Source organism: Parvibaculum sp. MBR-TMA-1.3b-4.2 (genome assembly GCF_053628815.1).
Window position 1 is genome coordinate 2,418,600 of sequence record NZ_JBRJHC010000001.1, and the last position, 13,851, is coordinate 2,432,450.

At 62.2% G+C, this 13,851-nt stretch carries 16 protein-coding genes; 13 read left to right on the forward strand and 3 right to left on the reverse strand.

Going from position 1 to position 13,851, the window contains the following annotated elements; all coding sequences use genetic code 11:
- The first annotated feature begins 7 nt into the window (after positions 1-7).
- The 6 genes from ACSSVQ_RS11620 to ACSSVQ_RS11645 all read left to right on the forward strand — a co-directional run bounded on the left by ACSSVQ_RS11620 (position 8) and on the right by ACSSVQ_RS11645 (position 5,291).
- Positions 8-1,057 (forward strand): MaoC family dehydratase, encoded by a 1,050-nt coding sequence (locus tag ACSSVQ_RS11620; RefSeq protein ID WP_454183237.1) that lies wholly within the window; start codon positions 8-10, stop codon positions 1,055-1,057.
- 21 nt (positions 1,058-1,078) lie between these two features.
- A complete protein-coding gene (locus tag ACSSVQ_RS11625) occupies positions 1,079-1,669 on the forward strand; it encodes a PAS domain-containing protein (protein WP_454183238.1) in 591 nt (196 codons plus the stop codon).
- 216 nt (positions 1,670-1,885) lie between these two features.
- Positions 1,886-2,290, forward strand: a complete 405-nt coding sequence (gene sdhC / locus ACSSVQ_RS11630) for a succinate dehydrogenase, cytochrome b556 subunit (RefSeq protein WP_454183240.1) — start codon at positions 1,886-1,888, stop codon at positions 2,288-2,290.
- Positions 2,290-2,673, forward strand: coding sequence for a succinate dehydrogenase, hydrophobic membrane anchor protein (gene sdhD / locus ACSSVQ_RS11635; RefSeq protein ID WP_339613858.1), 384 nt, complete (start codon positions 2,290-2,292; stop codon positions 2,671-2,673). Before sdhC ends, sdhD begins: the two co-directional genes overlap by 1 nt.
- A 17-nt stretch (positions 2,674-2,690) precedes the next feature.
- Entirely contained in the window at positions 2,691-4,490 is a 1,800-nt protein-coding gene (sdhA, locus tag ACSSVQ_RS11640; RefSeq protein WP_293326593.1) for a succinate dehydrogenase flavoprotein subunit, read from the forward strand.
- 21 nt (positions 4,491-4,511) lie between these two features.
- Positions 4,512-5,291 (forward strand): succinate dehydrogenase iron-sulfur subunit, encoded by a 780-nt coding sequence (locus tag ACSSVQ_RS11645; RefSeq protein ID WP_293326590.1) that lies wholly within the window; start codon positions 4,512-4,514, stop codon positions 5,289-5,291.
- 57 nt (positions 5,292-5,348) lie between these two features.
- Here ACSSVQ_RS11645 and ACSSVQ_RS11650 read toward each other — a convergent pair whose 3' ends face one another.
- Positions 5,349-6,188: a metal-dependent hydrolase gene (locus tag ACSSVQ_RS11650; protein WP_454183242.1), complete on the reverse strand. Its 840-nt coding sequence runs from the start codon at positions 6,186-6,188 to the stop codon at positions 5,349-5,351.
- Between the two features lie 400 nt (positions 6,189-6,588).
- Between ACSSVQ_RS11650 and ACSSVQ_RS11655 the strand changes: the two genes are divergently transcribed.
- From ACSSVQ_RS11655 to arsB, 4 genes are read left to right on the forward strand one after another with little or no spacing between them, the layout of a single operon-like run.
- Positions 6,589-6,930: an ArsR/SmtB family transcription factor gene (locus tag ACSSVQ_RS11655; RefSeq protein ID WP_454183244.1), complete on the forward strand. Its 342-nt coding sequence runs from the start codon at positions 6,589-6,591 to the stop codon at positions 6,928-6,930.
- A complete protein-coding gene (locus tag ACSSVQ_RS11660; RefSeq protein WP_454183246.1) occupies positions 6,927-7,376 on the forward strand; it encodes an ArsI/CadI family heavy metal resistance metalloenzyme in 450 nt (149 codons plus the stop codon). The genes ACSSVQ_RS11655 and ACSSVQ_RS11660 overlap by 4 nt, the downstream gene beginning before the upstream one ends.
- A gap of 13 nt (positions 7,377-7,389) precedes the next feature.
- The gene (locus ACSSVQ_RS11665; RefSeq protein ID WP_454183248.1) at positions 7,390-7,911 is read left to right on the forward strand and encodes an arsenate reductase ArsC; all 522 of its coding nucleotides are present in this window, start codon (positions 7,390-7,392) and stop codon (positions 7,909-7,911) included.
- The gene (gene arsB / locus ACSSVQ_RS11670; RefSeq protein ID WP_454183250.1) at positions 7,911-8,981 is read left to right on the forward strand and encodes an ACR3 family arsenite efflux transporter; all 1,071 of its coding nucleotides are present in this window, start codon (positions 7,911-7,913) and stop codon (positions 8,979-8,981) included. The genes ACSSVQ_RS11665 and arsB overlap by 1 nt, the downstream gene beginning before the upstream one ends.
- Positions 8,982-9,069: 88 nt before the next feature.
- Here the strand turns inward: arsB and ACSSVQ_RS11675 are convergent, their stop codons facing one another.
- Positions 9,070-9,525, reverse strand: coding sequence for a hypothetical protein (locus tag ACSSVQ_RS11675; protein ID WP_454183252.1), 456 nt, complete (start codon positions 9,523-9,525; stop codon positions 9,070-9,072).
- 395 nt (positions 9,526-9,920) lie between these two features.
- Between ACSSVQ_RS11675 and ACSSVQ_RS11680 the strand changes: the two genes are divergently transcribed.
- Positions 9,921-11,420, forward strand: coding sequence for a CoA-acylating methylmalonate-semialdehyde dehydrogenase (locus ACSSVQ_RS11680; protein WP_454183254.1), 1,500 nt, complete (start codon positions 9,921-9,923; stop codon positions 11,418-11,420).
- A gap of 40 nt (positions 11,421-11,460) precedes the next feature.
- A complete protein-coding gene (locus ACSSVQ_RS11685) occupies positions 11,461-12,366 on the forward strand; it encodes an arylamine N-acetyltransferase family protein (protein WP_454183256.1) in 906 nt (301 codons plus the stop codon).
- On the opposite strand, the gene ACSSVQ_RS11690 is transcribed toward ACSSVQ_RS11685, so the two are convergent.
- The gene (locus ACSSVQ_RS11690) at positions 12,307-12,630 is read right to left on the reverse strand and encodes a nucleoside triphosphate pyrophosphohydrolase family protein (RefSeq protein WP_293329067.1); all 324 of its coding nucleotides are present in this window, start codon (positions 12,628-12,630) and stop codon (positions 12,307-12,309) included. The two genes, ACSSVQ_RS11685 and ACSSVQ_RS11690, sit on opposite strands and share 60 nt — an antisense overlap.
- Before the next feature lie 79 nt (positions 12,631-12,709).
- Here ACSSVQ_RS11690 and zapE point away from each other — a divergent pair, with 79 nt between their 5' ends.
- Positions 12,710-13,831 carry a cell division protein ZapE gene (zapE, locus tag ACSSVQ_RS11695; RefSeq protein WP_454183258.1) on the forward strand — a complete coding sequence of 374 codons (1,122 nt, stop codon included), beginning with the start codon at positions 12,710-12,712 and terminating at the stop codon, positions 13,829-13,831.
- Positions 13,832-13,851: the final 20 nt, after the last annotated feature.

A 13,851-nucleotide genomic window follows, 5' to 3' on the forward strand; every position in this document is an offset into this window, starting at 1 on the left:
CATGAGCATGACCAAGACGAATGAAGGCAATTATTTCGAGGACTTCTCGATCGGGCAGGTCATCCACCATGCGACGCCGCGCACGGTGACGGAGGGCGATGTCGCGCTTTATCAGGCGCTGTTCGGATCGCGTTTCTCGCTGCAATCTTCCGCGGAGGTCGCGCGCCTTTCGGGCTATGCGACCGCGCCGGTCGATGACCTTCTCGCGTTCCACATCGTGTTCGGCAAGACGGTGCCCGACATTTCGCTCAACGCCGTCGCCAATCTCGGTTATGCGGACTGCAAGTTCCACCGGCCGGTCTTTCCCGGCGATACGCTGAGCGCGGACAGCAAGGTCATCGGGCTCAAGGAAAATTCCAATGGCGAAACCGGCGTCGTCTATGTGCGCTCGACCGGTCGCAACCAGCGCGGCGATATTGTGATCGATTATGTGCGCTGGGTGATGGTGCGCAAACGCGACAAGGCCTCGCCTGCACCGACGCCGGACGTTCCCTCGCTTCCCGACGTGGTGGATCCGCATCACTTGATCCCGCCGTCGGAAACCGATTTCCGTAATTTCGATCTCACCGCCTCCGGCTCCCGGCATCTCTGGGACGATTACGAGGTGGGCGAGAAGATCGACCATGTGGATGGCGTCACCATCGAGGAAGCCGAGCACATGATGGCGACGCGCCTTTACCAGAACACGGCGAAAGTGCATTTCAATCAGTTCACGGAAGGCCAGGGGCGCTTCGGCCGCCGGCTGATCTATGGCGGCCATGTGATTTCGCTGGCCCGTTCGCTTTCCTTCAACGGGCTCGGCAACGCGGTGCTGTTCGGCGCCATCAATGGCGGGCGTCATGTCGCGCCCTGCTTTGCGGGCAATACGGTGTTCGCCTGGACGGAGGTGCTGGAGAAATCGGAACTCGACCGCCGCACCGATCTCGGCGCGCTCAGGCTTCGCACCCTTGCCACCAAGGACGCCCCTTGCACGAACTTCCCCGGTCCGCTGGAGAAGGGCTATGCGGAAGGCGTCATTCTCGATCTCGACTATTGGGTGTTTATGCCGCGGCGCTGATCGCGGTTTGAGGAGGCTGGAATGGCGGAAATCGACGCGGCCGGGCCGAACCCGTTTGACGACGGGATGGGAAATCCGGCGCTTCGCTCCGGGGCGAGCGTGGATTTCGAGGCGGCGTGGCGCGAGGCCTGTCATGGCCGCGCCATTCCCCTGCGCAAGGATATCGGTCTCAAGCCCTTCGCGCGCTTTGCGCCATGGATGGCGATCATCGAGCCGGACAAGGAAAAGCCTGCGCTGCCCTACCGGCTCGTCGGGTCGGGGTTTTTCGATTTCTTCGGCGCGGATCTGACGGGCATGGACTATCTGTCGCTTGTCGACCCGGCGATCGCCAGCGATGCCTATGACAGCGTGCGGGCGCTGATGGCGAAGCCTTGCGGCCTCTGGCAGTTCACGCCGGTGCTGGAAGCGAATGGCCGCCGGACCGATTACGAATATACGATCTTTCCCCTCGCCAGAGGCGAAGGAGAGGCGGACCAGATTCTCGTCTATGTGCATATCGATCTGACGCCCGCAGATGCGATGCCCGAGGTGCGGATGTTCGAGGGAGCCGCTGTCTGGCGCTGGATCGATATCGGGCATGACATCCCGCCCGTGACGTCGCCTTTCTTTTGAACGGCTCTTTCGGGCGGCAAGGTTGTCGCTGCGGTATGCGGTATATGTGAGAATCGTTCGCAAAAAGAATGGGTTACGGCATCACGTGATGTTTGCGTTGCGGCATATCGCGCGGTAAACAACAGCCACGACACACGACTCCACGCCTTGCCCGGGGCCGGACAGTGCGCGGCGCCCGCCGCGCCTCGGCCAGGGAGTTCTAACGAGGACGCGAAGATGGCTGATACGCAACCGGTTTCACGGCCACTTTCCCCGCATCTGCAGATTTATCGCCGCACGATGACCATGATGATGTCGATCGCGCACCGCATCAGCGGGGCGGCGCTCTATATCGGCACGCTGATTCTGGCCTGGTGGCTGCTTTCGGTGGCGGCGGGCCCCAATGCCTATTCGCTCTTCGAGAGCTTCATCTCATGGTGGGTCGGCAAGCTTCTCCTGTTCGTCTTCACCTGGGCGCTGATGCACCACATGCTGGGCGGTATCCGCCACTTCATCTGGGACATGGGCAAGGGCTTCTCGCTGGGCCTGGCGAAGTTCATGGCCTGGATGACGCTGGTCGGCGGCTTCGTGCTGACTATCTTCGTCTGGTGGATCGGCTACAGCATGATGGGAGCCATGTGATGAGCGATATGCGTACCCCTTACAGCCGCGTGCATGGCCTCGGGTCGGCCCGCTCCGGCTCCGGCCATTTCATCCTCCAGCGCGTGACGGCGGTGGCGAACGTCTTCCTGGCGATCTTTCTGATCGCCTCGGTGGTTGCGCTGACGGGCAGCGACTATGAGACGGTTCGCGCCTATCTGGCCAATCCGCTGGTTGTCATCCTCATGCTGGCCCTCATCATTTCCGGCATCCTGCATATGCGGGCCGGGATGCAGGTCATCATCGAAGACTATGTGACCGGTGAGAGCGCAAAGTTCCTCTCGCTGATCGGTAATACGTTCTTTTCCTTCCTGGTCGGTCTCGCCTGCGTTTTCGCGGCGCTGAAGATCGGTTTCGGGGCGTAAAACAAGAGATCGGGCTCATGGCGGCAGCATCCAACGACTACACATTCAACGATCATACTTTCGATGTCGTGGTGGTGGGCGCCGGCGGCGCCGGCCTTCGCGCGACGCTGGGTTGCGTGGAGCGCGGCCTTTCGACGGCCTGCATCTCGAAGGTTTTCCCCACCCGTAGCCACACCGTGGCGGCGCAGGGCGGCGTTGCCGCCTCGCTCGGCAATATGGGTGAGGATAACTGGCGCTGGCACATGTACGACACCGTGAAGGGGTCGGACTGGCTGGGCGACCAGGACGCCATCGAATATCTCTGCCGGCACGCGCCGGATGCGGTGTACGAGCTGGAGCATTTCGGTGTGCCCTTCAGCCGGACCGAGGACGGCAAGATCTATCAGCGTCCCTTCGGCGGCATGACGACCAATTTCGGCGAAGGCATCGCCCAGCGCACCTGCGCGGCGGCCGACCGGACCGGCCATGCCATGCTGCACACGCTTTACGGCCAGTCGGTGCGCCACAAGGCGGATTTCTACATCGAATATTTCGCCATCGACCTCATCATGGACGATGAGGGCGTCTGCCGCGGCGTCGTCGCGCTCGACATGGCGACCGGCGAAATTCACCGCTTCCGCGCCCAGCTCGTCATTCTGGCGACGGGCGGCTATGGCCGCGCCTATTTCTCCTGCACCTCCGCGCATACCTGCACGGGCGACGGCAACGCCATGGTGCTGCGCGCCGGTCTGCCGCTGCAGGACATGGAGTTCGTGCAGTTCCATCCGACCGGCATTTACGGCGCGGGTTGTCTCATCACCGAAGGATCGCGCGGCGAGGGTGGCTACCTCACCAATTCCGAGGGCGAGCGCTTCATGGAGCGCTATGCGCCGAGCGCCAAGGACCTTGCCTCGCGCGACGTGGTTTCGCGGTCGATGACCATCGAAATCCGCGAAGGACGCGGCGTGGGCAAGAACAAGGACCACATTTTCCTGCATCTCGATCATCTCGATCCGGCGGTGCTGAAAGAGCGTCTGCCCGGCATCTCCGAATCGGCCCGCATCTTTGCCGGCGTCGATGTGACGAAGGAGCCGATCCCGGTGCTGCCGACCGTGCATTACAACATGGGCGGCATTCCGACGAACTTCCATGGCGAGGTGCTGACGCTCAAGGATGGCAACCCGGACAGCGTCGTGCCCGGCCTGATGGCGGTGGGCGAAGCGGCCTGCGTGTCGGTCCATGGCGCGAACCGTCTCGGCTCCAACTCGCTGATCGATCTTGTCGTGTTCGGCCGCGCCGCGGGTATCCGCGCTGCAGAGCTCGTAGAGAAGGGCGCCTCGCAGCCGGAACTGCCGGCGGGCGCGGGCGACAATTCGATCGCGCGTCTCGACAAGTTCCGCAATGCGAGCGGCTCCACCCCGACCGCCGAGCTGCGCGACGAGATGCAGCGCGCCATGCAGGAAGACGTTGCCGTGTTCCGCACCGGCGAGACGCTGGAGCAGGGCCGCAAGCGCATTCAGGAGACGGTGGGCAAGCGCGGCGATCTGCGCGTCAGCGACCGCTCGCTGGTGTGGAATTCCGATCTCATCGAGACGCTGGAATTCGACAATCTCATCATTCAGGCGGTCGCCACCGTGGAAGGCGCGGCCAACCGTCAGGAAAGCCGCGGCGCGCATGCGCGTGAGGACTTCCCGGATCGTAATGACGAGACCTGGATGAAGCATACGATGTGCTGGGTGGACGAGAACGGCCAGGCGACGATCGATTATCGCCCCGTGCACACCTACACGCTTTCCAACGACATCGAATACATCAAGCCGAAGGCCCGCGTTTACTGATCGCGGGAAAGGATCGAAAAGATGGTTCAGCTCAGCCTGCCGAAAAATTCCGTCGTCAAGAAGGGCAAGACCTTCAAGGCCCCCAAGGGTACGAAGAAGGTCAAGAAGTTCCGGATCTATCGCTGGAGCCCGGATGACGGCGCCAATCCGCGCATGGACACCTATGAAGTGGACATGTCCGACTGCGGGCCGATGGTTCTGGACGCGCTGATCAAGATCAAGAACGAGATCGACCAGACGCTGACCTTCCGCCGCTCCTGCCGCGAAGGCATTTGCGGGTCCTGCGCGATGAATATCGACGGGCAGAACACGCTGGCCTGTACCAAGGGCATCGACGAGGTCTCCGGCGAGGTGCGCATCTATCCGCTGCCGCATATGCCGGTGGTGAAGGATCTCGTGCCGGACCTGACGAACTTCTATGCGCAGCATGCATCCATCGAGCCCTGGCTGCAGACGGAAACGACCGAGCCTGCCAAGGAATGGCGCCAGAGCCATGAGGATCGCGAAAAGCTCGACGGGCTTTACGAGTGCATCCTCTGCGCCTGCTGCTCCACCTCCTGCCCGAGCTATTGGTGGAACGGCGACCGCTATCTCGGCCCCGCCGCGCTCTTGCAGGCCTATCGCTGGCTGGTGGACAGCCGCGACGAGGCAACCGGCAAGCGTCTCGACGATCTGGAAGATCCGTTCCGTCTCTATCGCTGCCACACCATCATGAACTGCGCGCAGGCCTGCCCGAAGAGTCTGAACCCGGCCAAGGCCATTGCGGAGATCAAGAAGATGATGGTGGAGCGTCAGGTCTGACGGTTCTCGCAATCGACAACGCAAAAGGCCGCTCTTTGGAGCGGCCTTTTTGTTTGGTCAGGTGAGACCCTTGCCCGGTTCACTGTCGCGCCAGCGGAAGAGGAGTGCGCGGTCATCCTGATCCCAGGGATGGAAGCCGGGGCGGTACCAGCGCACATAGTCGCGCAGCATGCGCCGCATGAAGCCCGGATAGACGAGCGTCACGCGCAGCATGACGCGCCAGCTTTTCCAGCGCCACTGGATGCCGTCCGTTTTCAGGAAGCGCCAGGTCACCCAATAGAGGAAAGGCAGCATGAGCCGTGTCGCGGCGAGGATGCCCGCGATGCGCATGCGGTAGCGGCGGAAGCCGCTCACCTGCAGGCAGAAGAGATCGTAGGTCACCGATTTATGCTCGACTTCTTCCGCGCCATGCCAGATCCACATGCGAACGAGCGGCGGGTAGCCGTTGGCGCGGATATGTTCCGGCCGGTCGAGAAGCTGGTGCGCGAGGATCGCCGTGAAGTGCTCGATGGCGGCGGTGAGCGCGAGGTTCTGAAGATCGGTGCGCTGGGCCTCCATCCGCTTCACGCGGTCGCGCAGCACCTGCGTCACCTCTTCGGCGGGAAAGCCCTGTTCCTGCAACTGGTCGTTGTAGCGCCGGTGTTCGCGGGAATGGATCGATTCCTGAAACAGGAAATCCTTCACCTGTGGTTCGAGAGGCGTGTCTTTCGCGGTCTCCGCAAAGCGGCGCACGGAGCGCAGCAGATAGTGCTCCAGCTCCTCGATCGCCAGCGACATGGCGTTGAAGAAAGCCGTCAGGCCCGGATCATCCGCATACCAGGCGCGCGGAATCTCGCCCATATCGTCATGTCGACGATCCCGGCGGATCATTTCCACTGTGGCTGGAGCCTGCGTCACCTGTCGCCCTATCCTCACGCGCCCGAAACTCTGCGCCCAGAATTACACACGGGGCGTGGCTTGGTCACGCATCTATCTTTTTTGGGGGGAGAGGTGCGGCCCGCCTTGTCCTCGCTTCCACACATGGACAGGGCGGACCGCTCGCAGTGTTGAGCTTTCGCGAGCGGCCTTTGGCGATCTTGAGGGATGCTGACCGGCCGGGGGCGAGGGCTCAATGATTCTACGTAGGAATTCCGATATTCCGTCACAAGGGTAAGGTCGGAGGTCTGAAGATCGGGTCAGCGGAACCGTTCGGATTGTGTGATCCGGCTTAACCTTCCCTTCATTATGGAATTTTTCAGGCGCGAGGGATTTCAGGGTTGAAATCATCTTATATTTCTATAATTATCGAAATATGGAAATGAAGCAGACCATAGACGCGCTTTCCGCGCTGGCCCAGGAAACCCGGCTCACCATCTTTCGCGCGCTGGTGCGCGCCCATTCGCCGGAAGACGGCAAGGGCGGGCTCGCCGCGGGTGAGATTGCCGACAGGCTGGGCGTGGCGCCTGCCACGCTCTCCTTCCATCTGAAGGAGCTGGCTCATGCGGGGCTCGTCACCTCGCGGCGTGAAGGCCGCTCGATCATCTACAAGGCCGATCTCGACCGGATGAGCGGCGTGATGGGATTTCTGCTGGAAGATTGCTGTAACGGCGCCTGCGGCACGGTCGCAGCCTGCGCCCCGCAAGAGGAGTGCATCTCGTGAAAAGACTGCATGTGAGCTTCGGCGTCGCCGATCTCGACAAGTCGATTGCCTTCTATACGTCGCTGTTCGGCGAGGCACCCAGCGTGGTGCGGCCGGGTTATGCCAAGTGGATGCTGGACGATCCCCGCGTCAATTTCGTCGTCGAGACAGGGTCGCAGACGCAAGGCTTCAACCATGCGGGCATCCAGGTGGACGAGCAAGGCGAGCTTCACGAAATCTTTGACCGAATGAAACAGGCCGAAGCGCCTTATCTGCCGGAAGGCGTGACCACCTGCTGCTATGCCAAGTCGGAAAAGAGCTGGACGGCGGATCCCGACGGGGTGGCCTGGGAGGCGTTTCATACGCACCGCCAGATGGAAGAATTCGGCAGTGGTCCGGATCTCGCGAAACTCGAGCAGGGCGATGAGCCCCGTCCCGCAGCGCCGCGCGGCGTATGTTGTTCGTAAAGGAGAGGTCGATATGGCCCAGCAAGAACCCCAAGAAAAGTACAATGTCCTGTTTCTCTGCACCGGCAATTCGTGCCGTTCGGTGATGGCCGAAGCCTATATGAATTCGCTTCCAGGCACGCCTTTCCACGCTTACAGCGCGGGCAGCATGCCGACCGGCGAGGTGAACCCCTACGCCATCGAGACGCTGCACTATGCAAAGGTTCCCACCGACGGGCTTCGGTCCAAAAGCTGGGACGAGTTCGCCGAACCGGGTGCGCCGCATATGAGTTTCGTCTTTACCGTCTGCGACAATGCGGCGGGCGAGGTCTGCCCGGTCTGGCCCGGCCAGCCGATGACGGCGCACTGGCCCTTCCCGGACCCGGCGAAGTTCGAGGGGACGGAAACCGAAACGCGGGCGCACTTCCTTGAGGTGTTCCGTCAGATCCGGACCCGGATCGACCTTCTGGTCGCGCTGCCCGTCGCCTCGCTCGACAGGCTGGCGCTCAAGAAGAAGCTCGACGATATGGGCCGCTCTCCGGCGGAGGCCGAGTAATGGCGGCTGGTGACAAGAAGGCGCGGCTCGGCTTTCTCGACCGCTATCTGACCCTCTGGATTTTCGCCGCCATGGCGCTGGGTGCGGCACTGGGCAGCTTCGTACCCGGCCTGCCTGCCGCCATTGAAGGTCTCTCCATCGGGACCACCAATATCCCGATCGCCATCGGCCTCCTGCTCATGATGTATCCGCCGCTGGCGCGCGTGCGGTACGAGGAGCTGCATCTTATTTTCGAGGACAGGAAAGTCCTGGCGCTGTCGCTCGTGCAGAACTGGCTGATCGGGCCGGTTCTCATGTTCGCGCTGGCCGTGATTTTTCTCTATGACGAGCCGGCCTATATGACCGGGCTCATTCTCATCGGGCTGGCGCGTTGTATCGCGATGGTGATCGTCTGGAACCAGCTTGCGCGCGGCAGCAACGAATATGTCGCCGGGTTGGTGGCCTTCAACAGCGTGTTCCAGCTGATCTTCTTCAGCGTCTATGCGTGGTTCTTTCTCTCCGTGCTGCCGCCGCTCTTCGGGCTCGAAGGGCAGGTCATCGATGTGAGCTTCTGGGTGGTGGCGGGCGCCGTGGCGCTCTATCTCGGCGTGCCCTTTGCGGCGGGCTATCTCACGCGGCGGTTCCTGCGTCCGGCCATCGGGGCGGACGCCTATGACAACGGGTTCGTGCCGAAGGTTGCGCCGCTGACGCTCTTTGCGCTTCTTTTCACCATTCTCGTCATGTTCGCCCTGAAGGGCGAGGCGGTATTGGCGCTGCCGCTCGACGCGGTCCGGATCGCGATCCCGCTGGCGATCTATTTCGTCATCATGTTTCTGGTGAGCTTTGCGATGAGCCGCGTGCTGGGCGCGGACTATCCGAAGACGGTCTCGCTGTCCTTCACCGCGGCGAGCAATAATTTCGAACTGGCGATTGCTGTCGCCATCGCCGCGTTCGGCATTGCTTCGCCGGTGGCCTTTGCGACCGTCATTGGCCCGCTGGTGGAAGTGCCGGTGCTGATTGCGCTGGTGGGCGTTGCGCTCAGGCTGAAGGAGCGCTGGTTCCCCGCAGGCGCGGTACGGCCCGCCGACTGACTGACGGTGTTTGGCCGGACAATGAAAAACCCGCGCCCCCGATCGAGGGGCGCGGGTCGTTTCGTTTCAAGCGAAAGCGTTGCAGGCCTTACTCGGCGGGCTTGCTGTCCGGCTTCGGTGCTTCGGTGCCGGCGGGCTCTTCGCTTTCGTCCATGCCCTTGGCGCCCATGGCCTCATTGGCATCTTCGGCGGCGTTCTCCACGGCGTCGCCCGTGGCTTCGGCGGCATCCTTGGCGGCATCCATGGCTTTCTCAGCCCCTTCCTGGATGGCGTCCCCGGTTGCCTTGGCAGCTTCGCCGGCCTGATCCATCATGCTGTCGCCGGATGTTTCTTCCGCTGCGGGTGCGGCTTCATCCGCCGGTGCGGCAGCTTCATCGGCCGGAGCGGCTTCTTCCGCAGGTGCGGCTTCATCGGCCGGAGCCATTTCGCTCGTGCCCTGGTCTTGCGTCATCACATCGTCGGACGGGTTCATCATCTGGTAGCCGATGACGAGAATGATGGCGATCACAATGATCGCGAGTGCGGTCTTTGTGAAATTCGACATGTTTGCGTTCCTCTCGGCGGCGGGGCCGCCCGTTGGTTTCCCCTGGTTGCGGACTCTCCATCGCAACCTCTCAAGGCCCTGTTTCCCCGCTCCAGGGGACCGTTCGGGCGCCAGAACCGAAATCTTAGTAATGATTTGGTGTGGATTGCCACAGGGAAACGATGAATTCCGGAAAAACATGCGGCATGTGTTGCCGCAGGGGCATCGCCGGATAGCGGCGCCTGCGGATCGGGAGGCAATGCAACCGCCCGATATGGCTGTTGAAAATAATCGACGTTGCAGTGCAGCGAGGCGTCCCGCCCCCTTGTGAGCCGGTAACGGGGCGGGCTAAACAAAGGGAGTATCCAAAAATAAGGGAGGCCGTAGCCCTAAGGCATCCCGCATAAGAGGCGCTCATGGCAAAAGAACTGACGCATTTCATCAATGGCGAGCATGTGGCGGGCGCGAGCGGCCGCTTCGGCGATGTGATGAACCCGAATACGGGCGAGGTGACGGGCCGGACGCCTCTCGCCAGCGCGGCGGAGATGGACAAGGCGGTGCAGGCCGCCGCTGCTGCCTTCCCCGGCTGGGCAGCGACCAATCCGCAGCGCCGCGCCCGCGTCATGTTCAATTTCAAGCGCCTGCTCGAAGACAATATGGACGAGCTTGCGGAACTTCTGTCCGCTGAGCATGGCAAGGTGATTGCCGACTCCAAGGGCGATGTGCAGCGTGGCCTGGAAGTCATCGAATTCGCCTGCGGCATTCCGCATCTCCAGAAGGGCGAGTTCACTGAAGGCGCCGGCCCCGGCATCGACATGTATTCCATGCGCCAGCCGCTCGGCGTGGTCGCGGGCATAACGCCGTTCAACTTCCCGGCGATGATCCCGATGTGGATGTTTGGCGTCGCCATTGCCTGCGGCAACAGCTTCATCTGTAAGCCGTCGGAGAAAGACCCGTCCGTGCCGATCCGCCTTGCGGAGCTTTTCATGGAAGCAGGCGCGCCGGCGGGCGTTCTCAATGTCGTCAATGGCGACAAGGAGGCGGTGGACGCAATCCTGACGCATCCGCAGATCCCGGCGGTGAGCTTCGTCGGCTCGTCCGACATCGCGCAATATGTCTATGCAACCGGCGCGGCGCATGGCAAGCGCGTGCAGGCGATGGGCGGTGCGAAGAACCACGCCATCATCATGCCGGACGCCGACATGGATCAGGTCGTGAACGATCTCATCGGCGCAGGCTATGGCTCGGCGGGCGAGCGCTGCATGGCGATCTCGGTCGCGGTGCCGGTGGGCGAGGAAACGGCGGACCGTCTCGTCGCCGCGCTGAAGCCCCGCGTGGAAGGTCTGAAAGTCGGTCTCTCGACCGAGCCCGACAGCGATTACGGCCCCGTGGTTTCCAAGGCGCATCTGGAAAAGGTGCAGGGCTATATCGATCTCGGCCTCAAGGAAGGCGCGGAGCTGGTGGTCGATGGACGCGGCTTCTCGCTGCAGGGCTATGAGAACGGCTATTTCATGGGCGGCTCGCTCTTCGATAATGTGACGCCCGACATGAAGATCTATAATGACGAGATCTTCGGCCCGGTTCTCTCGGTCGTCCGTACCAAGACGTTCGAGGAAGCCGCCGCCTTGCCGACGAAGCATCAATATGGCAATGGCGTCGCAATCTATACGCGCGACGGCGATGCGGCCCGCAGCTTCGCCTCGCAGGTTCAGGTCGGCATGGTCGGCATCAATGTGCCGATCCCGGTGCCGCTCGCCTATCACACCTTCGGCGGCTGGAAGCGGTCCGCCTTCGGCGACACTAACCAGCACGGCACGGAAGGCGTGAAGTTCTGGACCAAGGTCAAGACCGTCACCTCGCGCTGGCCTTCGGGCGTGAAGGAGAACGCCTCCTTCGTCATTCCGACGATGGAGTAAGAGCTGTAAGCTGCGTTGAATCTTCCTTGAAGGGACGCTCATGCAGCCGGACGGTTTCAATCTCGATGCTTACTTCGCGCGGATCGGTTATGCCGGTCCGCGCGATGCGTCTGTGGAGACGCTGCGGGCGCTCCACTGGGCGCAGGCGACGCGTATCCCCTTCGAAAATCTCGATGCGCTTCTGAGGCGGCATGTGCCGCTCGACCCGCCGTCGCGCAACGGCAAACTCGTTGGTGCGATGCGGGGCGGCTATTGCTTCGAGCATAATGCGCTGCTGGCCGAGGCGCTCCGTGCGCTGGGCTTCAAGGTAACGGGCCTCATTGCACGGGTGCGCTGGATGACGCCACCGGAAGATGCCACGCCGCGCAGTCATATGATTTTGAAGGTCGAAACCGACGAGGGGCCTCATATCGCCGATACGGGCTTCGGCGCAGCGACGCTGCCCGTGCCGTTGCGGTTTGTCGGCGACGAAGCGCAGGAAACACCGCTGGAGCCCTTCCGGCTTGCGACCCGGGACGACAGCTATGAGATGCAGGCGCTGCTCGGCGAGGACTGGACGCCGCTTTATCGCTTCACGATGGAGCCGCAGGCGTCGGTCGATTACGAGGCGGCCAACTGGTACACCTCCACCCATCCGCGCTCGCTCTTCACCAATCATCTCGTTGTCTGCCGTCCGGATGAGGGCGTGCGTTATGCGCTGATGAACGACCGGCTGACGGTAAGGCCGCTGGGAGGGGAGCCCGAGACGCGGCGGCTTGGCGATGTCGACGAGCTTGTTGCGGCCTTGCGCGATCTCTTCCTGATCGAGGTGAGCGCGGAGGACCGCGCCGCGCTTGGCGGGTGGATGAAGCTCTGGGCGGCTGCCGGCGACGGCGAGGTTCAGGCGTCAGGCGATGTCGTCCGCGAGCGGATCGAACCGCCACTTGCGGGCGATGGCGGCCGGTAGGTCGATATCGTTGCGCCGGGCGAACAGCAGGATATGGCCGAGCAGGTCCGCCGTTTCATTGGCCAATTCTTCCCGCAATGCGGTATCGTCGAGACCGCGCCGTCTCCCGCGCGCCGTCAGTTTCATCCAGACCTGGGTGAGTTCGCCCAGCTCCTCCTGCATTTTCAGGACGAACCAGTCCTCGTCGCGCGCGATGCCGTTGGAGGACGCATAGTTTTGGGATGCTTGTTCGAAGCGGTCGGCGAGTTTAAGGAGAGGCGGCATTGATCGGGCTCCCGATTGGCGGGCCCGATATTGGCCGATTCTTTTTGTTCACTCAATGTTCCAGTTCTGACGAGATTTCATGAGTTCAGGTCCCCTCAAGGCTTACAAGCAACTGGTCGCGGCGGGGGAGCTCACCGAAGACCGCGCGCAGGCATATGTCGCGCAGCGCCTGCAGCATCTGGCCAATGAATTGAAAAACTGGACGCCGGGCAAGAAGGCCGGGCCGCTTTCCTTCATCGGTATCGGCAAGCCCGTCACCTCGCCGGAGGGGCTCTATATCTGGGGCGCGGTCGGGCGCGGCAAGTCCATGCTGATGGACCTTTTCTATGAGCATGCGCAGATCGCGCCCAAGCGGCGTATCCATTTCCATGCCTTCATGGCGGAAACGCATGACCGCATCTTCAAATGGCGCCAGCTCGAAAAGGAAGGGAAGGTGAAGGGGAGCGATCCGATTCCGCCCGTCGCGAAACAGATCGCGGATGAGGCGGCGCTTCTCTGTTTCGACGAGTTCCAGGTGCATGACATTGCCGACGCCTCGATCCTCGGCCGGCTCTTCACGCAGCTTTTCGATCTCGGCGTGGTCGTCGTCGCGACCTCCAATCGCGAACCGGACGAGCTTTACAAGAACGGCCTCAACCGGCACCGCTTTCTGCCCTTCATCGATCTCGTGAAGCAGCGCATGGACGTGCTGAAACTCGATTCCGATACCGATTACCGCATGGACCGCATCAAGGGCATGCCGGTCTATTATGCGCCGCTGGATGCGCGCGCCGATGCCGCGCTGGCGGAGGCCTTCGAGAAACTGACGGACCGCAAGCAAGGCGATCCCATGGTGCTGGAGGTCAAGGCGCGCGCCGTCTCCGTGCCGGAAGCGGCGCATGGCGTGGCGCGGTTTCATTTCAACGACCTTTGCGCCAAGGCGTTGGGTGCGTCCGACTACATCAAGATCGCGGAAACTTTCCACACGGTCATATTGCGCGATGTACCGAAGCTGACGCCGGACAAGCGCAACGAGGCGAAGCGTTTCGTCACGCTGATCGATGAGCTTTACGAGGCGAAGACACGGCTCTTCATGTCTGCCGAGGCAGAGCCCGACGACCTTTACCCGAAGGGTGACGGCGCGTTCGAGTTCGAGCGCACCGTCTCGCGCCTGATGGAAATGCAGAGCACGGAATATCTGGCGCTCCGCGAAGACATCTGACGGCTATAGAGCGTCAGGCC

What these genes read in the sequence shown, in the direction of transcription:
- ACSSVQ_RS11620 (WP_454183237.1), top strand. Translation starts at nt 8, where the DNA reads ATGACCAAGACGAATGAAGGCAATTATTTCGAGGACTTCTCGATCGGG.
- ACSSVQ_RS11625 (WP_454183238.1), top strand. Translation starts at nt 1,079, where the DNA reads ATGGCGGAAATCGACGCGGCCGGGCCGAACCCGTTTGACGACGGGATG.
- sdhC (WP_454183240.1), top strand. Translation starts at nt 1,886, where the DNA reads ATGGCTGATACGCAACCGGTTTCACGGCCACTTTCCCCGCATCTGCAG.
- sdhD (WP_339613858.1), top strand. Translation starts at nt 2,290, where the DNA reads ATGAGCGATATGCGTACCCCTTACAGCCGCGTGCATGGCCTCGGGTCG.
- sdhA (WP_293326593.1), top strand. Translation starts at nt 2,691, where the DNA reads ATGGCGGCAGCATCCAACGACTACACATTCAACGATCATACTTTCGAT.
- ACSSVQ_RS11645 (WP_293326590.1), top strand. Translation starts at nt 4,512, where the DNA reads ATGGTTCAGCTCAGCCTGCCGAAAAATTCCGTCGTCAAGAAGGGCAAG.
- ACSSVQ_RS11655 (WP_454183244.1), top strand. Translation starts at nt 6,589, where the DNA reads ATGAAGCAGACCATAGACGCGCTTTCCGCGCTGGCCCAGGAAACCCGG.
- ACSSVQ_RS11665 (WP_454183248.1), top strand. Translation starts at nt 7,390, where the DNA reads ATGGCCCAGCAAGAACCCCAAGAAAAGTACAATGTCCTGTTTCTCTGC.
- arsB (WP_454183250.1), top strand. Translation starts at nt 7,911, where the DNA reads ATGGCGGCTGGTGACAAGAAGGCGCGGCTCGGCTTTCTCGACCGCTAT.
- ACSSVQ_RS11675 (WP_454183252.1), bottom strand. Translation starts at nt 9,525, where the DNA reads ATGTCGAATTTCACAAAGACCGCACTCGCGATCATTGTGATCGCCATC.
- ACSSVQ_RS11680 (WP_454183254.1), top strand. Translation starts at nt 9,921, where the DNA reads ATGGCAAAAGAACTGACGCATTTCATCAATGGCGAGCATGTGGCGGGC.
- ACSSVQ_RS11685 (WP_454183256.1), top strand. Translation starts at nt 11,461, where the DNA reads ATGCAGCCGGACGGTTTCAATCTCGATGCTTACTTCGCGCGGATCGGT.
- ACSSVQ_RS11690 (WP_293329067.1), bottom strand. Translation starts at nt 12,630, where the DNA reads ATGCCGCCTCTCCTTAAACTCGCCGACCGCTTCGAACAAGCATCCCAA.
- zapE (WP_454183258.1), top strand. Translation starts at nt 12,710, where the DNA reads ATGAGTTCAGGTCCCCTCAAGGCTTACAAGCAACTGGTCGCGGCGGGG.